Annotated in this window: 20 protein-coding genes; 14 read left to right on the top strand and 6 right to left on the bottom strand. The window is 62.4% G+C overall.

The features are described 5' to 3' along the window. Positions 1-44: 44 nt before the first annotated feature. Positions 45-1,025, top strand: a complete 981-nt coding sequence (gene epsC / locus NCR40_RS15380) for a serine O-acetyltransferase EpsC (RefSeq protein WP_250509880.1) — start codon at positions 45-47, stop codon at positions 1,023-1,025. Positions 1,026-1,030: 5 nt separating this feature from the next. Here the strand turns inward: epsC and folE are convergent, their stop codons facing one another. From folE to NCR40_RS15400, 4 genes are all read right to left on the bottom strand, one after another. Next, complete coding sequence (folE, locus tag NCR40_RS15385; RefSeq protein ID WP_244828667.1) at positions 1,031-1,681, bottom strand: GTP cyclohydrolase I FolE; 651 nt, start codon at positions 1,679-1,681, stop codon at positions 1,031-1,033. Between the two features lie 73 nt (positions 1,682-1,754). Beyond that, positions 1,755-1,973, bottom strand: coding sequence for a hypothetical protein (locus NCR40_RS15390; protein WP_244828666.1), 219 nt, complete (start codon positions 1,971-1,973; stop codon positions 1,755-1,757). A 49-nt stretch (positions 1,974-2,022) separates the two neighbouring features. Then, positions 2,023-2,478, bottom strand: coding sequence for a VOC family protein (locus NCR40_RS15395; protein WP_250509881.1), 456 nt, complete (start codon positions 2,476-2,478; stop codon positions 2,023-2,025). A 37-nt stretch (positions 2,479-2,515) separates the two neighbouring features. Then, entirely contained in the window at positions 2,516-2,938 is a 423-nt protein-coding gene (locus NCR40_RS15400) for a YybH family protein (protein WP_250510274.1), read from the bottom strand. A 150-nt stretch (positions 2,939-3,088) separates the two neighbouring features. Here NCR40_RS15400 and NCR40_RS15405 point away from each other — a divergent pair, with 150 nt between their 5' ends. Next, positions 3,089-3,724 carry a TetR/AcrR family transcriptional regulator gene (locus tag NCR40_RS15405; protein ID WP_244828656.1) on the top strand — a complete coding sequence of 212 codons (636 nt, stop codon included), beginning with the start codon at positions 3,089-3,091 and terminating at the stop codon, positions 3,722-3,724. 56 nt (positions 3,725-3,780) lie between these two features. Here NCR40_RS15405 and NCR40_RS15410 read toward each other — a convergent pair whose 3' ends face one another. Continuing rightward, positions 3,781-5,160 (bottom strand): MFS transporter, encoded by a 1,380-nt coding sequence (locus NCR40_RS15410; RefSeq protein WP_250509882.1) that lies wholly within the window; start codon positions 5,158-5,160, stop codon positions 3,781-3,783. A gap of 419 nt (positions 5,161-5,579) precedes the next feature. Here NCR40_RS15410 and NCR40_RS15415 point away from each other — a divergent pair, with 419 nt between their 5' ends. The 11 genes from NCR40_RS15415 (at position 5,580) to NCR40_RS15465 (ending at position 17,947) form a co-directional block, all read left to right on the top strand. Then, on the top strand, positions 5,580-6,542 hold the full coding sequence (locus NCR40_RS15415; RefSeq protein WP_250509883.1) for a 2-hydroxyacid dehydrogenase: 963 nt from the start codon (positions 5,580-5,582) through the stop codon (positions 6,540-6,542). Between the two features lie 85 nt (positions 6,543-6,627). Next, positions 6,628-7,527: a LysR family transcriptional regulator gene (locus NCR40_RS15420; RefSeq protein WP_250466630.1), complete on the top strand. Its 900-nt coding sequence runs from the start codon at positions 6,628-6,630 to the stop codon at positions 7,525-7,527. A 173-nt stretch (positions 7,528-7,700) separates the two neighbouring features. Next, positions 7,701-9,578 (top strand): ABC transporter permease, encoded by a 1,878-nt coding sequence (locus NCR40_RS15425; protein WP_250509884.1) that lies wholly within the window; start codon positions 7,701-7,703, stop codon positions 9,576-9,578. Further along, positions 9,575-10,321 carry an ABC transporter ATP-binding protein gene (locus NCR40_RS15430; RefSeq protein WP_250509885.1) on the top strand — a complete coding sequence of 249 codons (747 nt, stop codon included), beginning with the start codon at positions 9,575-9,577 and terminating at the stop codon, positions 10,319-10,321. The genes NCR40_RS15425 and NCR40_RS15430 overlap by 4 nt, the downstream gene beginning before the upstream one ends. Further along, entirely contained in the window at positions 10,318-11,037 is a 720-nt protein-coding gene (locus NCR40_RS15435) for an ABC transporter ATP-binding protein (RefSeq protein ID WP_250509886.1), read from the top strand. Before NCR40_RS15430 ends, NCR40_RS15435 begins: the two co-directional genes overlap by 4 nt. Before the next feature lie 30 nt (positions 11,038-11,067). Beyond that, complete coding sequence (locus NCR40_RS15440) at positions 11,068-12,273, top strand: ABC transporter substrate-binding protein (RefSeq protein ID WP_244828645.1); 1,206 nt, start codon at positions 11,068-11,070, stop codon at positions 12,271-12,273. A gap of 16 nt (positions 12,274-12,289) precedes the next feature. Continuing rightward, on the top strand, positions 12,290-13,210 hold the full coding sequence (locus NCR40_RS15445; RefSeq protein WP_244828644.1) for a LysR family transcriptional regulator: 921 nt from the start codon (positions 12,290-12,292) through the stop codon (positions 13,208-13,210). A 150-nt stretch (positions 13,211-13,360) separates the two neighbouring features. After that, positions 13,361-14,449: an HlyD family secretion protein gene (locus NCR40_RS15450; protein WP_244828643.1), complete on the top strand. Its 1,089-nt coding sequence runs from the start codon at positions 13,361-13,363 to the stop codon at positions 14,447-14,449. Positions 14,450-14,453: 4 nt separating this feature from the next. Then, positions 14,454-16,028, top strand: a complete 1,575-nt coding sequence (locus tag NCR40_RS15455) for a DHA2 family efflux MFS transporter permease subunit (RefSeq protein ID WP_244828642.1) — start codon at positions 14,454-14,456, stop codon at positions 16,026-16,028. Between the two features lie 12 nt (positions 16,029-16,040). Then, positions 16,041-17,501 carry an efflux transporter outer membrane subunit gene (locus NCR40_RS15460; protein ID WP_250509887.1) on the top strand — a complete coding sequence of 487 codons (1,461 nt, stop codon included), beginning with the start codon at positions 16,041-16,043 and terminating at the stop codon, positions 17,499-17,501. Continuing rightward, positions 17,498-17,947, top strand: coding sequence for a PaaI family thioesterase (locus tag NCR40_RS15465; protein WP_250509888.1), 450 nt, complete (start codon positions 17,498-17,500; stop codon positions 17,945-17,947). Before NCR40_RS15460 ends, NCR40_RS15465 begins: the two co-directional genes overlap by 4 nt. Before the next feature lie 42 nt (positions 17,948-17,989). Here NCR40_RS15465 and aptA read toward each other — a convergent pair whose 3' ends face one another. After that, a complete protein-coding gene (gene aptA, locus NCR40_RS15470) occupies positions 17,990-19,318 on the bottom strand; it encodes an omega-aminotransferase AptA (RefSeq protein ID WP_250493201.1) in 1,329 nt (442 codons plus the stop codon). A 163-nt stretch (positions 19,319-19,481) separates the two neighbouring features. Here aptA and NCR40_RS15475 point away from each other — a divergent pair, with 163 nt between their 5' ends. Then, positions 19,482-20,891: an aminotransferase-like domain-containing protein gene (locus NCR40_RS15475; protein ID WP_250509889.1), complete on the top strand. Its 1,410-nt coding sequence runs from the start codon at positions 19,482-19,484 to the stop codon at positions 20,889-20,891. Positions 20,892-20,903: the final 12 nt, after the last annotated feature.

The raw sequence follows: 20,903 nt of genomic DNA on the forward strand, positions 1-20,903 counted from the left end.
CATCCGCCGCCGCTGCGCGGTCTCCGAACGCCAGCCCAGAAGACATGCAGAACAAGTCCTTACCCGAGCAGGCAGCGCCATCCGATTTTTCCACTCACGCGCCCCACGAATGGGGTTTGTCGCGCATCGTCGCTGACCTACGCCAATCGCGCGAGGAACTGCATCGCACGCGGCATCCGCTTGGCATACGTGAGTTGCCTTCGCGCGAGGCGATCGTGAGGATCGTCAACGGCCTGCGCTCCGCGCTCTTTCCCACGCACTACGGCGCGCCTGATCTGACCGATGAAAGCGTCGACTACTATGTCGGCCAGACGCTGGAAACCACCCTGCGTCTCTTGCATGAGCAGATTCGCCGCGCGCTGCGCTTCTTGCCCGAGCATCGTGAGACGGGCGAAGCGGAGGTCACGGCGCAAGCGTTCGCCATTGCGCGCGAGTTCGGTTCGCAGTTGCCGGAGATTCGCGCGCTGCTCGTCAGCGACATTCAGGCTGCCTTCACGGGCGACCCCGCCGCGCAGCACATCACCGAGATTCTGCTGTGCTATCCCGGCATCTGGGCGATGACGCATCACCGGCTCGCGCATGCGTTGCATCGGTTGGGCGTGCCGCTGCTCGCGCGCTTCATCAATGAGATCGCGCATTCGCTGACGGGTATCGACATTCATCCGGGCGCGACCATCGGGCCGAGCTTCTTCATCGATCACGGCACGGGCGTGGTGATCGGCGAAACGGCCGTGATCGGCCGGCATGTGCGCGTGTATCAGGCCGTGACGCTGGGCGCAAAGAGCTTTCCCTCCAGCAGCGACGGCGTGCTCGTGAAAGGCAACGCGCGGCATCCGGTTGTCGAGGACGATGTCGTGATCTACGCGGGCGCGACCATTCTCGGGCGCGTGGTCATCGGCAAGGGCTCGGTAATCGGCGGCAACGTTTGGCTCACGCACAGCGTGCCGCCGGGCAGCAGCGTTTCGCAGGGCAAGATCCGCGAAGGCAGCGGCGCCGACTCACCGAGTAACGGTTACGGCGCTTGATAGCTCTAAGTGTTCGAGACGTTGAACACGCTTTGAGTGCCGACGATAGACAAGAACTCACGCCGCGTCGATGGGTCGTCGCGGAACGAGCCAAGCATGCGCGACGTAACCATCGACACGCCCGCCTTGTGCACGCCGCGCGTCGACATGCATTGATGCGCGGCTTCCAGAATCACGCCGACACCGAGCGGTTGCAGCACTTCGTTGAGCGTATCGGCAATCTGCGCGGTCATCTTCTCTTGAATCTGAAGGCGCTTGGCGAAGGCGTCGACCAGACGCGCGAGCTTGGAAATGCCGACCACGCGTTCTCGGGGCAGATACGCGACGTGCGCCCGCCCGATGATCGGCACCATGTGATGCTCGCAATAGCTCTCGAAGCGAATGTCCTTCAGGACGATCATCTCGTCGTAGCCCTGCACTTCGGAAAAAGTGCGGGCAAGGATTTCATGCGGGTCTTGCTGATAGCCGGCGAAGAACTCTTCATACGACCGCACGACACGCGCCGGAGTGTCGAGCAGGCCTTCGCGACGCGGATCGTCGCCCGCCCAGCGCAAGAGAACGCGCACGGCGGCTTCGGCTTCCTCGCGGGACGGACGATCGGCCGGTTTAGCGTGGATGTCCGAATCGGAAAAATGGGTTTTGCGCGGGGCGCTCATTATTAGCTCCTTTCACATCGAAAGTGCGGATAGCACCCCTGTATTGTTCCATGTTTTCGGACCCTATCAGGGGTCAGGTCTTTCCTCCACCGTCGATGCCTGAGCCCGTCCGCCAGACTTGCTTGCCGTCTTCGGTGAGCGTGCCGCTACTGTTGTCCTTGTCAGGCTCGGTGCCCGGTTCGGCCAGATGGCCGCCCGGTTGCTCCTGCGCAGGCTGCTTCTCGCCCTTGCGCTGCTCGATGCGCTCCTCTTGCGAACGTCCCGCGTAATTGTTGCTGCCTGCATTAGTCATGGCGCTTCTCCTCGATTAAGTTACGACCAGAAGCGCGCAAGAGCTATACCTAAGCGGGTTTGTTTTCCGCGCCGCCAACCACCATCCACGACACGCCGAACTTGTCCTGCACCATGCCGAAGCGCTTGGCGAAGAACGTCTGCGTGAGTGGCATCTGCACCTGTCCGCCGTCCGATAGTGCGTGGAAGAACTTTTCGGCTTCCTGCTCGTCCTCCGTGGAAATGGACAGCGACACGCCCTGGAAATTCGGCTTGCCGCTGCACATGCCGTCGGACGCCATCAGCATGGACTGGCCCACTGTAAAGGCCACATGCATGACCTTGTCTTCCGACCCAGGCGGCATGCCGCAACCGCTCGCGGCCTCGCTGCCGCCACCGGATTTGCCGGCGTCAGGGTTGTCGCGAAAGCGCATCATCATCAGCACTTGTGCGCCGAGACTCTCGCGATAAAACGTGATCGCTTCTTCGCAGCGGCCTTCGAAGAACAAATAGGGTTGCACTTGCATGTCTGCTCCTTGAGTAATGCGTGAGTTGCCAGGTGAATTACTGGGACTCGTCGGGGTCCATATCCATTGTCAATGGCACCGACGCGTGTTCGTGCACGACGCGCCAGTCGCCGTCGATTCTTCTGAAGCACACGGTTGCACGCACGACGTCGTCGCGCCCGCCCGCGGCCACGCGATTCACCGCATGCGCGAAGGCGAGATCGCCGCTCACCGCCACGTGCAGATCGCGCACCTCGAACACGAGCGGGCCGCTGATGCTGTCGAACCACCGCTGCCAATGCTCGCGATACAGCTCGACGCCTTTGAAGGATGCAGGCGGCACGACATCGAACACGACGACATCCGTCGCGTAATGAGTCACCAGCGCAGCCGCGTCTTTTGCAAGCACAGCCTGACGCCACGATTCCGTGAGTTCACGGATGCGTGCTTCATCTTGCGCACGTTCGTTCTTGACGACCATGACCTTCTCCTCGATGACGTTGAACCTGAGTCGTGACAATGCAACGACACAGCCTTTGTTTCAGGCGATATTTTTGTTTGTGTACACCGTCCACAAAAAATAGCAGAGATAATGGACAGTGTCCACATAGGTAAAGCCTCGCTTATAAAAATGACAAAAGCCAAGCCGCGCAGCACGTATCGACATGGCGATTTGCGCCGCGCAATGATCGATGCCGGCATTGCGCTCGCACGCGACGGCGGGCCGGACGCCATCGTGCTGCGCGAAGTCACGCGGCGCGCGGGCGTGGTGCCGAACGCCGCGTATCGTCACTTCGGAAGCAGGCAGGAGTTGTTGACGGCCGTGCGTTCCGCGGCGTTATCGGCGGTCGCGCAAGCAATGGAGGAAGAACTCGCCGCGCGGCCGAAAAAGCGCAAGCGTGCCGATGCCGCGAAGGCGGGGCTACGCGCGGTCGGCGTCGGTTATCTGCGTTTCGCGCAGACCGAGACGGGTCTCTTTCGCACCGCGTTCACCGCGCCGCCAACCGAGTGGGGCGAGCATGAAGCCTCGTATGGCGTGGGGCCGGGCGGGCTCGATCCCTTTCAGCTGCTGAGCCGCGCACTCGATGAGATGGTGGATGCCGGCGCGCTCGATCCGTCAAGCCGGCCAGAAGCCGAGTATCTCGCGTGGAGCGCGGTGCATGGCTTCGCGCTCTTGCTGATCGAAGGGCCGTTGCAGGGATTGCCCGGCAAAGCCATCGAACCGCTTGCCGAGCGCTTGCTCACGATGGTGGAGAACGGTTTGTAATCGCCATGAAAAAAGGCCGCGAGACAATCGCGGCCCTTGGCAGAAGCGAACGCGGGTTACACTCGTTCTATCTTTCCCGACGCAGGCTCGACCACGCTGAACAGCAGCAACAGACAAAGCAGCGACGTCCCGAGCATGTAAAGGAATACACTGGTCCAGCTATAGCTGTCGAGCAGGAAGCCCACCGCGAGCGGTGCGCACGCGCCGCCTATCTGCCCGAGCGAATTGACGATACCGAATGCAGTCGGATACGTCGCCTTGCTTGCAAGTCCCATGGGATACGCCGAGTATCCCGCGAAGCCGATGCCGAGCATGAGGCCCGAGAGAATCAACGCTGCGCCGAGATAGACCACGCTGTCCGGCGCGTCGATGAGCGCGAACATCATGAGCATGGTGCCGAGCGCGCCGAGCATCATCATTGGCTTGCGGCGGCCGCCGAGCAGACGGTCGGAGATCAGGCCGCCGAGCATGTTGCCCGCCACCGCGCCGATGAACGGCGCCGAAGCGAGAAAGCCCATCTTCACCGAGGCAAAACCCTTCACGGTGACGAGATACGTGGGGATCCACGAGATGAAGATGTTGCTGATGCCGATCATGCAGCCATAGCCCAGCGCAATGCCGAAGATATTCCACGAGCGGAACACTTGCCCGACCGTTTCCAGCGGCGCCACGCGCTTCGTGCGATTGATGCCGTCGAGCCAGGGCATGGGCTCCATTTCGCCACGGCGCACGAGCTTGCCGGTCGAGCCATCGGTGGCGGATTCATCGAGAATATAGCGGCGTTCCGCGGGCGAGCAGAAGCGGTTTTCGCTCGGCGAATTCGTGACGAGAAACATCCATGCGACGGCAAAGAGAATGCCCGGAATGGCGAACACATAAAAGATTTCGCGCCAGCCCCAAAGCTGGATCACGATGATGCACACCGAAGGCACCATCAACGGTCCGAGCTTCGATGCGGCGATCCAGAGTCCTGCTGCCGTGCCTTTCTCGCGCGTCGGAAACCAGCGGTTGATGACGTTCGTGCAGCCAATGCCGAGCGGCCCTTCCGACAGCCCCAGACCCACGCGATACGTCATCAAAAGCAATACCGAGGACGTCGTTCCCATCAAGCCCGTGAAGACCGATGTCAGCAGCATGAAGACGGAAAACAGAATGCCAGTGGTGCGTTCACTGAGCCGTTTGTAGAGCAGGCCAACCGGAATCTGCACGAAACCGTAAGCGAAGGAAAAGAGACTGACGATCATCCCCGCTTCCGAATTGGAGATGTGATATTCCTTCTTGAGATACGGCAAAGCGAAGCCGAAGTTGGCGCGGTCCGCGCACGCGATGGCCCAGATGCAGAAGATCAGGCCCATCACTACCCAGCGATGGCTGGTTCGTTTCTCCGCGATCGGTTCTGCTTTCGCCGCGCCCGCGACGCTGTCGGCATTGTTCATTCGTCTTCCTCCGGTTCATACGGCTTCAGCGCTTCGACGCCTTTTCCGCGCGATGCTGCAACAGATGAATTTCAGCGCGGGTTGCCGCCGAGATGGACCGACTGGGTGGAATGCGATGCAGAAGGGGAAAAGAAGCGGCGTGTTTTCAAGCTGTGTCTCCGATCTGTATGCAAGGCTTTTTTATGGTGTTCCTGCCGGTGAACCCATTGTCGGGGTGGTGATTTTGGGCGTCCAATCTTTTATTGCTATTACCTGATTCCCGGATTGAATCGATCGAGCGATACCTCTGAGAGCACGCCAATAACGGTATCAGTTGATAGCGCTTTGGGATTGGACGCGCCATGCAAAAGACGACATGATCCGTCGACATCGCGGCCTGGCGCATGGCAGGCGAGACATGACCCAAAGGAGCCACTCAATTGAAGCCGACGAAGCCGAGCATTCTGCAACTGAACCCGATCCTCGTTCCCGCGATCAACGAGACGCTGGAGTCGCTCTACATCATGCATCGTCTCTTTCAGGTGGACGATAAGGACGCGTATATCCGCGAGCATGGCACTGCGATCGAAGGCGTCATCACGGGTGGCCATACGGGCATCTCCAACGATCTCGTCGACAAACTGCCCGCGCTCAAGGTGATCGCGGTCAATGGCGTTGGCACCGATGCCGTCGATCTCGCGTACGCCCGTTCGCGCGGGATTCCGGTCACAGCCACCTTCGGCGCCTTGACCGAGGACGTCGCGGATCTCGCCATTGGCCTGATTCTCGCGGTGTTGCGTGAAATCTGTCCGGGCAACGACTTCGTGAAGACCGGCAAGTGGCCTGAAAACCCGAGCCCCGCTGCGATTCCGCTGTCACGCCGTTTCAGCGGCAAGCGCGTGGGCATCGTCGGCATGGGCAAGGTCGGACGCGCCATCGCCGTGCGCGCCGCGGCGTTCGGCTGTCCTGTCGCCTATACCGATGTACGCGACATGGACGACATTGCGCATCGCTTTGTGCCCGACCTGCTGCAACTCGCGCGCGACAGCGACATCCTCGTGCTTGCCGCAGCCGCCGATAAAGCGCAAGGCATCGTCGATGCAGCCGTGTTGGACGCCCTGGGCCGCGACGGCTATCTCATCAACATCGCGCGCGGCAAGCTCGTGGTGGAAAGCGATCTCGTGCAGGCGTTGCAGGGCGGCGTGATCGCGGGCGCGGGTCTCGACGTATTCGTCGATGAACCCAACGTGCCCGCCGAACTCTTCGGCATGGACCGCGTGGTGTTGCAGGCGCATCGCGCGAGCGCGACGGTGGAATCGCGCACGGCCATGGGCGAGATGGTGCTGTCGAGCATCGCGCAGGCGCTTGCCGGGCAGCGTCCCGAAGGCAGCCTGACGACCTGATGCATGCACGGCCGTAAAGCAACGCAGGAGCCACTCGCGAGCCTCGACCTATAATGATCGGCTATTTCGTCAAAGTCGATTCCGCATGCTCGATCTCGGACAAGTGCGTTGCTTCGTCGCCGCCGCGACGGAACTGAACTTCAGGCGTGCGGCTGCGCTGCTCAACATGACGCAGCCGCCGCTTTCCAGGCAGATTCATCTGCTTGAAGAGAATCTCGGCGTCATGTTGTTCGAACGCGTTGGCCGCACGGTCAAGCTGACGCCGGAAGGGCGCGTCTTCCTTGCCGATGCCGCGCGTCTGCTCAATCTCTCCGAGCAAGCGGAAAGCACGGTGCGGCGCGCGAGCAAGGGCAAGACGGGACGCGTGCGGCTCGGCTTCACGGGCGCGGCCGGCTACGAGTTGATTCCGCAACTGCTCGTCGCGGCCAAGCACGCGCTGCCCGATATCGATGTCGTCCTGCTCGAACTCGTTTCCGTCGCGCAGATCGAGGCCTTCGCGGCCAATACCATCGACCTCGGCTTTCTGCGGCCCTTGCCTTCGCGGCAACAGCTCGAATTTCTGCTCATCGACAGAGAGCCGCTGATCGTCGCGCTGCCCGCCGGTCACGAGCTATGCGCTTATGACGAGATCGCCCTGCCGCAACTCGATCAAGAGCCGTTCATCATGCACTCGCCGGTGCACGGCAAATACTTCTGCGACCGCATCATGGGCATGCTCGCGAGGGAAGAAGTGAACCCGCATTTCACGCAATATATCGACCAGACGCCCACCATTCTCTCGCTCGTGCGCGCGGGGCTTGGTCTTAGCATCCTGCCGGCGTCGGCGCAGCGCTTTCATTACGACAACGTCGAGTTCAGGCATATCGCCAACAATCACGTGCAGGCGGAAATGAGCATGGCATGGCGCGTGGATCAGGATAATCCCGCTGTGACGGCCTTCAGACTCATGGCCGCGGATCACTTCGCGAGCCGGGTGCAGGACTGATCGACGCTTGCGCCCCAAGCGCCCATGCGAGCTTCAAAAGCAGCGCTCGAACCGGTTTCCCGCGCGCCGCTTTTTAATGCAATAAGGCCGAAGCGTGCATTTCATCGATAATGACGGCTCGCTCGCCCAACGCACGACTCAGCCCGATTCAAGCCGACTCCCGACCGCGCCCGATGCTCGCCAACTTGCTCGTCCAACTCGTCAACGGTCTCGCCGATGCCTCCGCGCTCTTTCTCGTCGCCTCGGGTTTATCGCTGATATTCGGGGTGACGCGCATCGTCAACTTCGCGCACGGCTCGCTCTACATGCTCGGCGTGTACGTCGCGTACAGCCTGACGAGCCGCTTCGGACAGAGCGTCGCGGGCTTCTGGATGTCGGTGCTGGCGGCGGCGCTCGTCATCGGCGTGCTTGGCGCGCTGATCGAAGTCGGCGTGTTGAGGCGCATCTATCGCGCGCCCGAGTTGTTCCACCTGCTCGCAACCTTTGCGCTGGTTTTGATCTTTCGCGATGCCGCGCTCTATCTCTGGGGCCCCGAAGACCTGTTCGGTCCGCGCGCGCCGCATCTCGCGGGCGCCGTGCAATTGCTCGGTCACGCGTTGCCTTCGTATGACATCGCGCTGATGTGCATCGGCCCGCTCGTGCTCGCGGTGCTGTGGTGGGCGCTGACGCGCACGCGCTGGGGCACGCTCGTGCGCGCAGCAAGCGCCGACCGCGAGATGCTCGGCGCGCTCGGCGTGAATCAGGCGTGGCTTTTCACCGGTGTCTTTTTCGCGGGCGCGTTTCTCGCGGGGCTGGGCGGCGCGCTGCAAGTGCCGCGCATGTCGGCGAATCTCTCGCTCGATCTGGAGACTATCGGCAACGCGTTCGTCGTGGTGGTCGTGGGCGGCATGGGTTCGATACCCGGCGCGTTCGTCGCTGCCTTGCTGATTGCGGAGATCAAGGCGCTATGCATTGGCATTGGGCATGTGTCGCTCGGCGGTATCGACTTTTCCCTGTCGAAGTTCACGCTCGTCGCGGAGTTCGTCGTGATGGCCGTGGTGCTCGTGTTGCGTCCGTGGGGACTCTTCGGCCGTCCGCAAGCCATCGCGCGCACTGCCGCGCCCGCCGATACGCCGCTTCGTCCCGCCACGCGCCGCCTGAAAATCGCAGCAGCGGGCGTAATCGTCTTGCTGGCGCTTGCGCCGCTCGCCGCTGGCGCGTTTCCCTACATGCCCGTGTTGCTCGTTGAGATCTTTATCGCCGTGTTGTTCGCCGCGAGCCTGCATTTCATCATGGGACCGGGCGGCATGCATTCGTTCGGGCACGCGGCTTATTTCGGCTTAGGCGCCTATGGCGCGGCGCTTTTCCTGAAGCTCTTTTCGTGGCCGATGGAAGTGTCGCTCGTGCTCGGCCCGCTCATGGCAGGCGTCGGCGCGCTCGTGTTCGGCTGGTTCTGCGTGCGCTTGTCGGGCGTCTATCTCGCCATGCTCACGCTCGCGTTCGCGCAGATCGTGTGGTCCGTCGTGTACCAATGGGATGAAGTCACCGGCGGCAGCAATGGTGTGCTCGGTATCTGGCCAGCGGCGTGGCTGGCGTCGCCGGTTGCGTTCTACTATTTGACGCTCGTGTTCGCGATCTTCGGCGTATGGCTGTTGAGGCGCATGCTGTTCGCGCCGCTCGGCCTCGCCATGCGCGCCGGCCGCGATTCGCCGTTGCGTGCGGAAGCAATCGGCATCGACGTCATGCGCGTTCAATGGATGGCGTTCGTCGTCGCGGCGCTCGTATGCGGTCTCGCCGGATCGCTCTATGCCTTTTCCAAAGGCAATATCTCGCCGGATGCGATCAGCGTCTCCCGATCCGTCGATGGTCTCGTCATGGTCCTGCTCGGCGGCATACAGACGCTATCCGGGCCTGTCGTCGGCGCCGCGCTCTTCACGTGGCTGCAGGACACCGTCGCGCGTCAGACCGACTACTGGCAGGCGCTGCTCGGCGGCGTGATCCTGCTGCTCGTGATCGCGTTTCCGCAGGGCATCGTGGGCTTTGCACGCGAACGTTTCGGGAAGGCGCAATGACGCTCTTGCGCATCGAGCATCTTTCGAAATCGTTCGACGGCGTCAAGGCTGTCGATAGCGTGTCGTTCGATCTCGCGGCGGGCCAGTTGCTTGCGCTCATCGGGCCGAATGGCGCGGGCAAGTCGACGTGCTTCAACATGATCAACGGGCAGCTGAAGCCTTCGTCGGGATCGATCCGTTTCGATGGTCACGAGATCGCGGGCAAGCGTCCGCGCGATATCTGGTGGCTGGGCGTCGGGCGCACGTTTCAAATTGCCGCCACGTTCAATTCGATGACGGTGCTCGAAAACGTGCAAATGGCGTTGTTATCGCGCGAGCGTCGCGTGTTCAATCCGTTTGCGCGCGTGGCCGCGTGGCGCGAGGATGAAGCGCTCGAACTGCTCGAACTCGTCGGCATGACGTCGCACGCGAGCCGTAGTTGCGCGGTGTTGGCGTATGGCGATGTGAAGCGCGTCGAACTGGCGATCGCGCTTGCGAATCGACCGAAGCTGCTGTTGATGGATGAGCCCACCGCAGGCATGGCGCCGCAAGAGCGTCACGCGCTAATGGCGTTGACGGCGCGGCTTGCAAGGGAGCGCGATATCGGCGTGCTGTTCACGGAGCACAGCATGGACGTGGTGTTCGAATATGCGGACCGGTTGATCGTGCTGGCGCGCGGCAAGCTGATCGCGGCAGGCGACGCGCGCACCGTACGCGACGATCCGCGCGTGCGCGAAGTCTATCTCGGGGAGGGCAGCGAATGAGTCGATCGAACGCGCTCCTCAAGGTCGAGGCCTTGAACGCATACTATGGCCGCGCGCAGATTCTGTTCGATGTCGGCTTCGAAGTGGGGCGCGGCGAAGTCGTCGCGTTGATGGGCCGTAACGGCGCGGGCAAATCCACGACGATGAAAGCGGTCATGGGCATGCTCGCGCGGACATCGGGCACCATTCGCTTCATGGGCGAGGACATTGCGGGCGTGGCGCCTTACCGTATCGCGCGCATGGGGCTTGGCTACGTGCCGGAAGACCGGCGCGTGTTCGGCGATCTCACGGTGATGGAAAATCTCGACACGGGACGCCAGCCGCCGCGCGAAGGTGCGCCGCAGTGGACGCCGGACAAGCTCTTTCGCGTATTTCCGAACCTCGGCGAGATGCGCGAGCGGCGCGGCAGCCGCATGAGCGGCGGCGAGCAGCAGATGCTCACGGTTTCGCGCACACTGATGGGCAATCCGCGCCTCGTGTTGCTCGACGAGCCATCGGAAGGCGTTGCGCCGGTGATCGTGCGGCAAATGGCCGACATGATCCTCGAACTGAAGCGCGAGGGCTTGTCGATCCTGCTGTCCGAGCAGAATCTGAACTTCGCGGAACGCGTCTGCGACCGCGCGTATGTGCTGGAGAAAGGGCAAGTGCGCTATGCGGGCGCGATGCGCGATTTCGTGCGCGACGGCACCGCGCGACGCGACTTGCTCGGCGTCTGACGGAACGAATCGACCAAAGGAGAACGCTTGATGATTACCCGAGCAGGCACGCTGATTCGCCTGACCCTGACTTCCGCCGCCATGAGCGTGACCCTCGGCGCGCACGCCGACACCATTCGCATCGGCGAGATCAATAGCTACAAGGCGCAGCCTGCGTTTCTCATGCCGTACAAGAACGGCTGGAATCTGGCGCTCGACGAGATCAACGCGGCGGGCGGCATCAACGGCAACAAGCTCGAAGTCGTCTCGCGCGACGACAACGGTAATCCGGGCGATACGGTGCGCGTCGCGCAGGAACTCATCGCGCGCGAACAGGTGCAACTGCTCTTCGGCGGCTACTTGTCCAACACTGGCCTCGCGCTCTCGGACTTCGCCAAGCAGCGGCGCATTTTCTTCCTCGCCGCCGAGCCCTTGACAGACAAGATCGTCTGGCAAGATGGCAACAAGTACACGTATCGGCTGCGGCCATCGACCTATATGCAAGTGGCGATGCTCGTGCCCGAAGCCGCGAAGCTCAAGAAAAAGCGCTGGGCGCTGGTGTATCCGAATTACGAGTATGGACAATCGGCCGTGGCGACCTTCAAGCGTCTGCTCAAGGCCGCGCAGCCGGATGTGGAGTTCGTCGCCGAACAAGCGACGCCGCTCGGCAAGGTGGATGCCGGCGCGGTGACGCAAGCGCTCGCCGACGCCAGGCCCGACGCCATCTTCAACGTGCTCTTTAGCGCCGACCTCGGCAAGTTCGTGCGCGAAGGCAATACGCGTGGCTTGTTCAAGGATCGCGCGGTGGTGTCGTTGCTGACGGGCGAGCCTGATTATCTCGATCCATTGGGCGCCGAAGCGCCGGTCGGTTGGGTGGTGACGGGCTACCCGTGGTATTCCATCGATACCCCCGCCAACAAGAAGTTCGTCGCGGACTACGAGGCGAAGTATCACGACTATCCGCGGCTCGGTTCCGTGGTCGGTTATACCGCGATGATGTCGCTTGCCAACGGCCTGAAGAAAGCCGGTTCCGCCGATCCCGACAAGCTCGCGGCCGCTTTCAAGGGCCTTGGCGTCGATTCGCCGTTCGGACCGATCACCTACCGCAAGCAGGACAATCAATCGACGATGGGCGCGTATGTCGGCGTCACCGCGCTCAAGGACGGCAAGGGCGTGATGACGTCGTATCGTTATATCGACGGCGCGAGCGTGCAGCCATCCGACGACGAAGTGAAGAAACTGCGGACCGCCGACTGACGCATCGACATTAAAAATGGACTACCTGACAAGCCTGAAGATCTTTCGCACGGTAGTGGAGGCGCGCAGCTTCGCGCGCGCGGCGGATATTCTCGGCTTGTCGCCGCCGGTCGTTTCGCGCGCGATCGCGGGCCTGGAGCAGCGCCTGGGCAGCAGGCTTTTCAATCGCACGACGCGGCAGATATCGCTGACCGAAACCGCCGAGCGCTTCTTCACCGACTGCTCGCGGCTTCTCGACGAACTTCAGGCAATGGAGGAACGCGCGTCCAATCGCGCGAGCGAGGCGACAGGCCTCTTGCGGCTCGTCGCGCACACCACGGTGATGATGAGCCGCTATGTCCCGCTGATCGCGAGCTTCAGACGCGAGCATCCGCAAGTGCGGCTCGATGTGACGCTGACCGAGCGTCCCGTCGATCTCGTTGGCGAAGGCTACGATCTGGGTATCGTCATGCCGTTCATGTTGTCGAGCGATACCGTGGTCACGCGTCTGCTCGAAACCATTCCGCTTGCTCTCGTCGCCAGTCCCACGTATCTTGCGGCTCATCCGGCGCCGCGTCATCCATCCGAACTCATCGATCACGACTTCGTGCCGATGTCCGCGTCCATCCGCAAACCGGCGCTGACGTTTAGAATCGGCGGCGAGGACGTGATCGTGCCGCTGCGTTACGATACCTCGTCGAACAGCGCCGTCTTCAATCGCGCAATGGTGCTGGAAGGCTTCGGTATCGGCATGTTGCCTGTCGCGCTCGTGCACGAGGAAGTGCAAGCCGGCCGGCTCGTGACGTTACTCGATGCCTACGAACTCGTCGATGGCGCCATCGAATTCAAGCTTGCCTTCAGCACGCGTACGCTCTTGCCCGCCAAGGTGCGCGCCTTCGTCGAACATGCGGTGCGTTTCTGCTCGGACCAAAGCGCAACAGCCCGCCCGCACGCCTGATCCCCGATTCTTTCTCTCTGCGTTATTCACTCATGTCGGCCGCGCAGGTTGACCGGGTGCATATGCACATATAGTCTTTCGAGTCATCATGCGCGGCTCGAAACGCGCGCTATTCCGTTCACTTTCGTGCATATGCACAACGACTCGCAAATGACGACTCCATCGACCAATCTTCCTTCGGCCACTTCGCCCGCAGCGGCCGCGAAGCCGCGCCGGATACCGTGGATGCTGCTCTCGCTAGGGCTTGTCGCGATCATCGTGATTGCGGCTGCGGCATATTGGGCGCTCGTGCTGCGCTTCGTGCAGACCACCGACGACGCCTACGTCGGCGGCGATGTCACCGTGCTCGCCCCGAAGGTCAACGGCTTCGTGACGGATGTGCTCGTCACGGACAATCAGCCGGTGAAGGCAGGCCAGGTGCTGATTCGCCTCGATGCGCGCGACTACGACGCCCGCCTGGCGCAAGCGAACGCGGAAGTGTCGAGCGCGCGGGCCGCGGTCGATGAACTGCGCGCCAAGGACGCGTTGCAGGCGGCGGTCATCAACCAGCAGCAGGCGGAAGTGCGTGCTTCGTCGGCGGAATTGTCGCGCAGCACGTCCGACCGTTCGCGTTATCGGGAACTCGTCAAGGACGACGCGGTGTCGAACCAGATCGTCGAACGCGCCGATGCCGACTATCTCAAGGCGCAAGCGGCGATGGATCGGAGCGGCGCATCGCTCGTCGCGGCAAAACGCCAGTTGACGGTGATCGAAGCGCAGATTGCGGACGCGCAAGCGCGCGTGGAGACCGCCGAAGCCGCGCGGCGCGTGGCCGAACTCAACGTCGAATACACGACGATCCGTTCGCCCGTCGATGGCTACGTGGGAAATCGCACGGCGCGCGTCGGCGTGCTCGCGAACGTCGGGACATCGTTGTTGACCGTGGTGCCCGCCACGGGCCTCTGGGTCGACGCCAACTTCAAGGAAGACCAGCTCAAGAAAATGCGCGCCGGCGATGAAGCCGATGTGGACCTCGACGCATCGAGCGTGCCGCTGACGGGTCACATCGAAAGTCTCGCGCCGGCCACGGGCGCGACCTTCAGCGTGCTTCCCGCCGAAAACGCCACCGGCAACTTCACCAAGATCGTTCAGCGTGTGCCGGTGCGCATTCGTCTGGACGTACCGAAAGGCATGGAGCACGTGTTGCGGCCCGGCCTTTCCGCGACGGTGAAGGTTCATCTCGACAAATCGCGCGGATAAGACGATGACACAGACCGCTCCCTTGGACCCGGCAAGTCAGCCCACGCGTCAGCGCGTGCTCGCGTTCGCGCTGATGTGCCTCGGCTTTTTCATGGCGACGCTCGATATTCAGATCGTCGCGTCATCGCTCAAGGATATCGGCGGCGGTTTATCGGCGAGTCAGGACGAGCTTTCGTGGGTGCAGACGTCGTATCTGATCGCGGAGATTCTCGTCATTCCGATGTCGGGCTGGCTCTCGAAAGTGTTCTCCACGCGCTGGCTATTCGTGGCATCCGCGGTGGGCTTCACCATCACGAGCATGTTGTGCGGCATGGCGTGGGACATCAATTCGATGATCCTCTTTCGCGGCATGCAGGGCGCGCTCGGCGCCGCGATGATCCCGACCGTGTTCACGACCGCCTTCGTGCTGTTCCCCGGCAAACAGCGACTGATTGCATCGACAACTATTGGCGCGCTGGCCTCGCTCGCGCCTGCAATCGGACCGGTGATCGGCGGGTGGATCACCGATCAATGGTCATGGCACTGGCTCTTCTATCTGAACGTCGTGCCGGGAATCGTGGTCGCGGTGCTGGTGCCGAAATACGTGCATATCGATTCGCCCGATCTTTCGCTGCTCAAGAAGGGCGATTACGTCGGCATCGCGCTGATGTCCGGCTTCCTCGGCTGTCTGGAATACGTGCTCGAAGAAGGGCCGCGCAAGAACTGGTTCGGCGACAACGTAATCGTGGCCTGCACCTGGATTTCGGCGATCTGCGGTTTCCTGTTCCTCGTGCATGCGTTCACCGCGAAAGAACCGATTGTCGATCTGCGCGCGCTCGCGGTTCGCAACTTCGCAATCGGCAGTCTGCTCTCGTTCGTGACGGGCATCGGCATCTTCGTGTCAGTGTTTCTGACGCCCGTGTTCCTGAGCCGCGTGCGCGGCTTCGACTCGTTGCAGACGGGTCTCGCGCTGCTTTCCGTCGGCTGCTTTCAGTTGATCGCGCTCGGGGCTTACGCGTTCGCCACGCGCTTCTTCGACATGCGCATCTTGCTGGTTTTCGGGCTCATCTGCTTCGGCGCGGGATGCTTTCTCTATACGCCGCTCACGCATGACTGGGGCTGGCAGGAACTGCTTCTACCGCAGGCGTTGCGCGGCATCGGGCAACAGTTCGCGGTGCCGCCCATCGTGACGATGGCGCTCGGGTCGTTGCCACAGTCGCGGCTCAAATCGGCGAGCGGACTGTTCAATCTGATGCGTAATCTGGGCGGCGCGATCGGCATTGCAGTGAGTGCGACCATGCTCAACGACAGGCTGAATCTGCACTATCTGCGGCTGAGCGAGAGCGTGACCGTTGGCCGGCCTGTCATCGAGCAGATGCTCTCGCGCAGTTCCGCACATCTCGCCGCCGCCGCCGGCGATGCGCTCGATGCATCGCAAGCCGGGCTCGCTTCGCTGCATGCGCTCGTGTTTCGCGAAGCACTCGTTCTGACTTTCGCCGACTGCTTCTATTTGCTCGCGCTGTGCTTTCTCGTCGGTATCGTCAGCGTGATTTTTTCGAAGCCGATTGCAAGCGCGCCACCTTCGTCCGATGCGCATTGAGTGAATACGACCATGAAGAAGCTCCTCATCGAATTACTGGCCTTGAGCGCGTTCAGCGCGTTGAGTGCTTGCGCCGTGCAACCCGCGACGCACGCCGATCTTCCGGCGACGGTTCAGACGACGGCTCCTGTCGATTGGAACGTGGACGTGCCCGCCAATACCGCCGATCCAGCCGCATGGTGGAATCAGTTCAACGACCCGGTGATGCATGAACTCGTCGCGTCGGTGTTGAACGGCAATCTCGACCTCCAGGCCGCAGTGGAGCGCGTGAAGCAGGCCGAGGCGCTCACCACGCAACGCCGCGCTGCCTTGCTGCCGCAACTCGACGCGAACGCCACGGCGTCCGATACGCGCCAGAACACGCCGCCGCCGCTTGGCTATGTGCGTCAGGCGGGCGTCGGTCTCGCACTGAGTTGGACGCCGGATGTGTTCGGCGGCGAGCGGCTCGAATTGCTGGCGGCGCAGGCGCAACTGGTCGGCCGCGAACACGCGTCGGATCAACTGCGTCTTGCACTCGCTGCCGATACGGCCGCCGCTTACGTCGATTTACGTTGGGCGCAGGCCGAACTCAAGATTCTGCAAGACAACGAGGCGATCCGCGAACGCGCGCTGAAGCTCACGCAACGCCGCCTGCAATTCGGCTTGTCGACGAAACTCGACGTGGCGCGCGCGCAGAATCAGCTCAGTGATCTGCAATCGCGCATGCCGCGCACGCAGTCGACCATTCAGCATCAGTTGAGCCTTATTGCCGTGTATTCAGGCCGCACGCCGGAGTCCATCGACCGACTGATGCTCGCCAATCCCGGCGCATCGCCCGTGATTCCCGTCCCTGCCGAGGGCGCGCCGCAATTGCTGCCTTCCGAAGCGCTGCTGCGTCGACCCGATGTGCTGGTGGCCTACGCGACGCTTCAGCAACGCGCGGCGGAAGTGGGCGTCGCGCGCGCGGAGCGCTATCCGAAGTTCTCGCTGCGCTTGTCGGATGGCTTGCTTGCATCGTCTTATCTCGGCTTGCCGACGCTCACCGACAACCTGTTTTCGGCCGCGCTCAACGCCACGAATCCGATCTTCAACGCGGGGCGTATCACGGCCGAGATCGAACAGAACGAGAGCAGGATGCGCGAGTCGGAACTGCATTTGCGGCAGACCCTGCTCGAAGCGCTCAAGGACGTGGAAGATACGCGCAGCGACCTCATCAGCACGACCGAGCAGAGCGCGAGATTGACCGACGCGCTCGGTGCATCGGGACAGTCGCTCACGCTTTCGACGCAGCTCTACAAGGGAGGCGCGGCAAGCTTTCTGGATGTGCTCGATGCCCAACAGTCCTATCTGCGCGACGCCGATGCGCTGAACCAGGCGAAGCGCGAGCACGCGCTCGCGGCGGTGGCGCTGTATCGGTCGCTCGGCGGCGGCTGGAGCGTGACTAACGATGACGATCCCATCAAGACAGCGAGTCTCAAGGAGTACACGAAATGAGCTTGATCGACGAAACCGCACCCGGCCTCGACGGCCTCGCTCAATTGCGCCGGCTGATCGCTAGCGGCCGCAAGCCCGGCATATTCGAGTCGCTCAGGCTCGACTTCGTGGAAGTGGAGGCGGGCAGGGCCGTGTTCGAAGGCATACCGGGCGATCATGCGTATAACCCGATCGGCACGGTGCATGGCGGCTACGCGGCCACCTTGCTCGATTCGGCATGTGGATGCGCGGTGCATTCGTGTCTGACCGCGACACAGGCCTATACGACGCTCGAGCTGAAAGTGGCCTATCACAAGGCCGTGACGCGCGATTCCGATTTGGTGCGCGCCGAAGGACGCGTGCTGACGATGGGGCGGCGCGCGGCGTTTGCCGAAGCGACGCTCAAGGACGCGAGCGGGAGGTTGTTGGCTTCGGCGACATCGACGCTGCTGGTCATCGAACGGTGAGAAGGCCCGGCATCCTCGAATCGGGATGCCGGGCAGTGGCGCTTACTTCACGCTCTGCAATACCTTGCGCACCGTGCCGAAGATATGATCGATCTGATCGTCCTCGACGATCAGCGGCGGCGAGAACGCGAGGATATCGCCGGTGTAGCGCACGAGCACGCCTGCCTCGAAGCACTTCACGAACACTTCATAAGCACGCGCACCCGGCGCGCCTTCACGCGATTCCAACTCCACGCCCGCGACGAGTCCGAGATTGCGGATGTCCTTCACATACGGCGCATCGCGCAACGCGTGCACGGCGCTTTCGAACTTCTCCGCCTTCGACGCCGCGCGCTCGAACAACTTGTCACGCGCGTACAGATCGAGTGTCGCGACAGCCGCCGCGGTTGCAACAGGGTGTGCCGAATACGTATAGCCGTGGAACAGTTCGATCGCGTTCGCCGCGCCTGCATCGACGATTGCGTCGTGCACCTTGCGATGCGCCGCGACCGCGCCCATGGGAATGGTGGCGTTGTTGATGGCTTTCGCCATGGTGATGAGGTCCGGCGTCACGCCAAAATACTCGCTCGCCGTGGCCTTGCCCAGACGCCCGAAGCCGGTGATGACTTCATCGAAAATCAGAAGAATGCCGTGCTTCGTGCAGATTTCGCGCAGCTTCTGCAAGTAGCCCTTCGGCGGCACCAGAACGCCAGTCGAACCCGCGAGCGGCTCGACGATGACCGCGGCAATCGTCGATGCATCGTGCAGCGCGACGATACGTTCCAGTTCTTCCGCGAGATGCTCACCCCACGCGGGCTGACCCTTGGAAAACGCGTTGTGCGCGAGGTCGTGCGTATGCGGCAAGTGATCGATCGACGGCAACAGCGCGCCCGAGAAGGTTTTGCGATTCGGCGCGATGCCGCCCACCGAGATGCCGCCGAAGCCGACGCCGTGATAACCGCGCTCGCGGCCGATGAGACGCGTGCGCTGACCTTCGCCGCGCGCGCGATGGTAGGCAATCGCGATCTTCAACGCCGTATCGACAGATTCGGAACCGGAGTTCGTGAAGAAGATGCGATCCAGTCCTTCGGGCATCAGGCCCGCGACCTTGGTGGCCGCCTCGAAGGCAAGCGGATGGCCCATCTGGAAGGTCGGCGCGAAATCGAGCGTCGAGAGCGCCTTCTGCACCGCTTCGACGATCTCGTCGCGGCAATGGCCTGCGTTCACGCACCAAAGGCCCGCGCATCCATCGAGAATTTCGCGGCCGTCCGTCGAGCGGTAGTACATGCCTTTCGCGCTTTCGAGCAGGCGCGGTGCGGCCTTGAACTGGCGGTTGGCGGTGAAGGGCATCCAGAACGACGAAAGGTCTTCGATGACGGGGCGGGCATTCATATTAAGTCTCCTCAAGGAACGGTCACTCTATTCCTCGACAAAATGGCGAGGCATAGACAGTTGGTTCACTGCATTGCTAACTGTGCTGGCAAAATGATGCAAACTGTAGTGGCGAGCGCGGCGCATATTCATCCAGTCCCGCGTGTTTCGACTATCCATACACATGATAGAACTCAGGCTCGAACGCGGCTCGCGTCATGCGCCGACGCTCGTCGAACAACTCGTGCAGGCTTTTTCGGGCGCTATCGAGGCCGAGACGCTGCGCGCGGGCGCGCTTTTGCCCTCGGTGCGCCGGCTCGCCGAGTCGCACGCGCTCAGCACGTTCACGGTGACCGAAGCGTATGGCAGGCTCGTGTCGATGGGTCTTGTCATCGCGCGGCGCGGTTCGGGGTATCGCGTGGCGGTGCGCCAGAAAAGCGAGCGCGTGCGGGCTGTCGAATGGCAGCCGCCTAGTCTCACGGCGACCTGGCTGCTCTCGGATGTCTTCGCGGATCATTCCGTGCCGATCAAATCCGGCTGCGGCTGGCTGCCGAACGAATGGGTCAACGAAAGCGGTTTGCAGCACGCGTTGCGCGCGGTGAGCCGCGTGCCGGCGGCGCGCATTGCCGATTACGGGCGGCCCTATGGATTTGCGCCTCTGCGCGAACGCATTGCGGAGCAGCTCGACCGGCACGGTTTGCCCGTCGATGCCGCGTCGAACGTACTGTTGACGGCCGGCGCCACGCAGGCGCTCGATCTGATCGTGCGCACGCTGCTGCGCCCGGGCGATGCGGTCGTCGTCGAAGATCCCGGCTACTGCAATCTGCTGCAGATTCTGCGGCTCGCGGGTCTCGACGTGCATGGCGTGCCGCGCACCGTGGCGGGCATCGATACGGAAGCGTTCGAGCGGATTGCGATCGAGCATCGGCCGAAAGCGGTTTTTCTCAATACGACTCTGCAGAACCCGACGGGCGCGACGTTCAGCATGGCGTCGGCGTTTCGTCTGATGCAGATTGCGGAGCGCCACGGCATGTGGGTCGTCGAGGACGATGTCAATCGTGAACTCGCGCCGCCCGGCGCGCCCTTGCTCGCGGCGATGGAAGGGCTGCACCGCGTGCTGTATGTCGGCGGTTTCGCGAAGACCATCACGCCTTCGTTGCGATGCGGTTATGTCGTCGCCGAGCGCGAAGTGCTGCGCGAACTCGCGCGCACGAAGATGGCGGTGGGACTGACATCGTCGGAGACGACTGAACGAATCGTCGAGAAAGTGTTGACCGAAGGCCGCTACGCGCGGCATGTCGAATTCGTCGTGGAAAAACTGAAGGACGCGCACGCGCTCGTGGAGGAGCGCATGGATGCGCTCGGCATAGCGCTGTTCCGCCAGCCGCGCGCGGGGCTGTTCGTATGGGGCGAATTGCCGATCGATCCCGCCGATGCAGGCGACATCGCAACGCGCGCGTTATCGCATGGAATCTGGCTCGCGCCTGGCTCGTACTTTCGCCCGGGCGACGCCGAGAGCGCGTCGTTCCGCTTCAACGTCCCGTATTCGATGGACGATTCGCTGTGGTCGTTCCTAGAAGGCGCGATTACGTAGGCACCCGCGATG

It is taken from the genome of Caballeronia sp. GACF4, assembly GCF_023631025.1.
Classification (GTDB): Bacteria; Pseudomonadota; Gammaproteobacteria; order Burkholderiales; family Burkholderiaceae; genus Caballeronia.

Bases quoted from the DNA above. Each gene is read 5' to 3' on its own strand.
- epsC (WP_250509880.1), top strand. From the start codon at position 45: ATGCAGAACAAGTCCTTACCCGAGCAGGCAGCGCCATCCGATTTTTCC.
- folE (WP_244828667.1), bottom strand. From the start codon at position 1,681: ATGAGCGCCCCGCGCAAAACCCATTTTTCCGATTCGGACATCCACGCT.
- NCR40_RS15390 (WP_244828666.1), bottom strand. From the start codon at position 1,973: ATGACTAATGCAGGCAGCAACAATTACGCGGGACGTTCGCAAGAGGAG.
- NCR40_RS15395 (WP_250509881.1), bottom strand. From the start codon at position 2,478: ATGCAAGTGCAACCCTATTTGTTCTTCGAAGGCCGCTGCGAAGAAGCG.
- NCR40_RS15400 (WP_250510274.1), bottom strand. From the start codon at position 2,938: ATGGTCGTCAAGAACGAACGTGCGCAAGATGAAGCACGCATCCGTGAA.
- NCR40_RS15405 (WP_244828656.1), top strand. From the start codon at position 3,089: ATGACAAAAGCCAAGCCGCGCAGCACGTATCGACATGGCGATTTGCGC.
- NCR40_RS15410 (WP_250509882.1), bottom strand. From the start codon at position 5,160: ATGAACAATGCCGACAGCGTCGCGGGCGCGGCGAAAGCAGAACCGATC.
- NCR40_RS15420 (WP_250466630.1), top strand. From the start codon at position 6,628: ATGCTCGATCTCGGACAAGTGCGTTGCTTCGTCGCCGCCGCGACGGAA.
- NCR40_RS15425 (WP_250509884.1), top strand. From the start codon at position 7,701: ATGCTCGCCAACTTGCTCGTCCAACTCGTCAACGGTCTCGCCGATGCC.
- NCR40_RS15430 (WP_250509885.1), top strand. From the start codon at position 9,575: ATGACGCTCTTGCGCATCGAGCATCTTTCGAAATCGTTCGACGGCGTC.
- NCR40_RS15435 (WP_250509886.1), top strand. From the start codon at position 10,318: ATGAGTCGATCGAACGCGCTCCTCAAGGTCGAGGCCTTGAACGCATAC.
- NCR40_RS15440 (WP_244828645.1), top strand. From the start codon at position 11,068: ATGATTACCCGAGCAGGCACGCTGATTCGCCTGACCCTGACTTCCGCC.
- NCR40_RS15445 (WP_244828644.1), top strand. From the start codon at position 12,290: ATGGACTACCTGACAAGCCTGAAGATCTTTCGCACGGTAGTGGAGGCG.
- NCR40_RS15450 (WP_244828643.1), top strand. From the start codon at position 13,361: ATGACGACTCCATCGACCAATCTTCCTTCGGCCACTTCGCCCGCAGCG.
- NCR40_RS15455 (WP_244828642.1), top strand. From the start codon at position 14,454: ATGACACAGACCGCTCCCTTGGACCCGGCAAGTCAGCCCACGCGTCAG.
- NCR40_RS15460 (WP_250509887.1), top strand. From the start codon at position 16,041: ATGAAGAAGCTCCTCATCGAATTACTGGCCTTGAGCGCGTTCAGCGCG.
- NCR40_RS15465 (WP_250509888.1), top strand. From the start codon at position 17,498: ATGAGCTTGATCGACGAAACCGCACCCGGCCTCGACGGCCTCGCTCAA.
- aptA (WP_250493201.1), bottom strand. From the start codon at position 19,318: ATGAATGCCCGCCCCGTCATCGAAGACCTTTCGTCGTTCTGGATGCCC.
- NCR40_RS15475 (WP_250509889.1), top strand. From the start codon at position 19,482: ATGATAGAACTCAGGCTCGAACGCGGCTCGCGTCATGCGCCGACGCTC.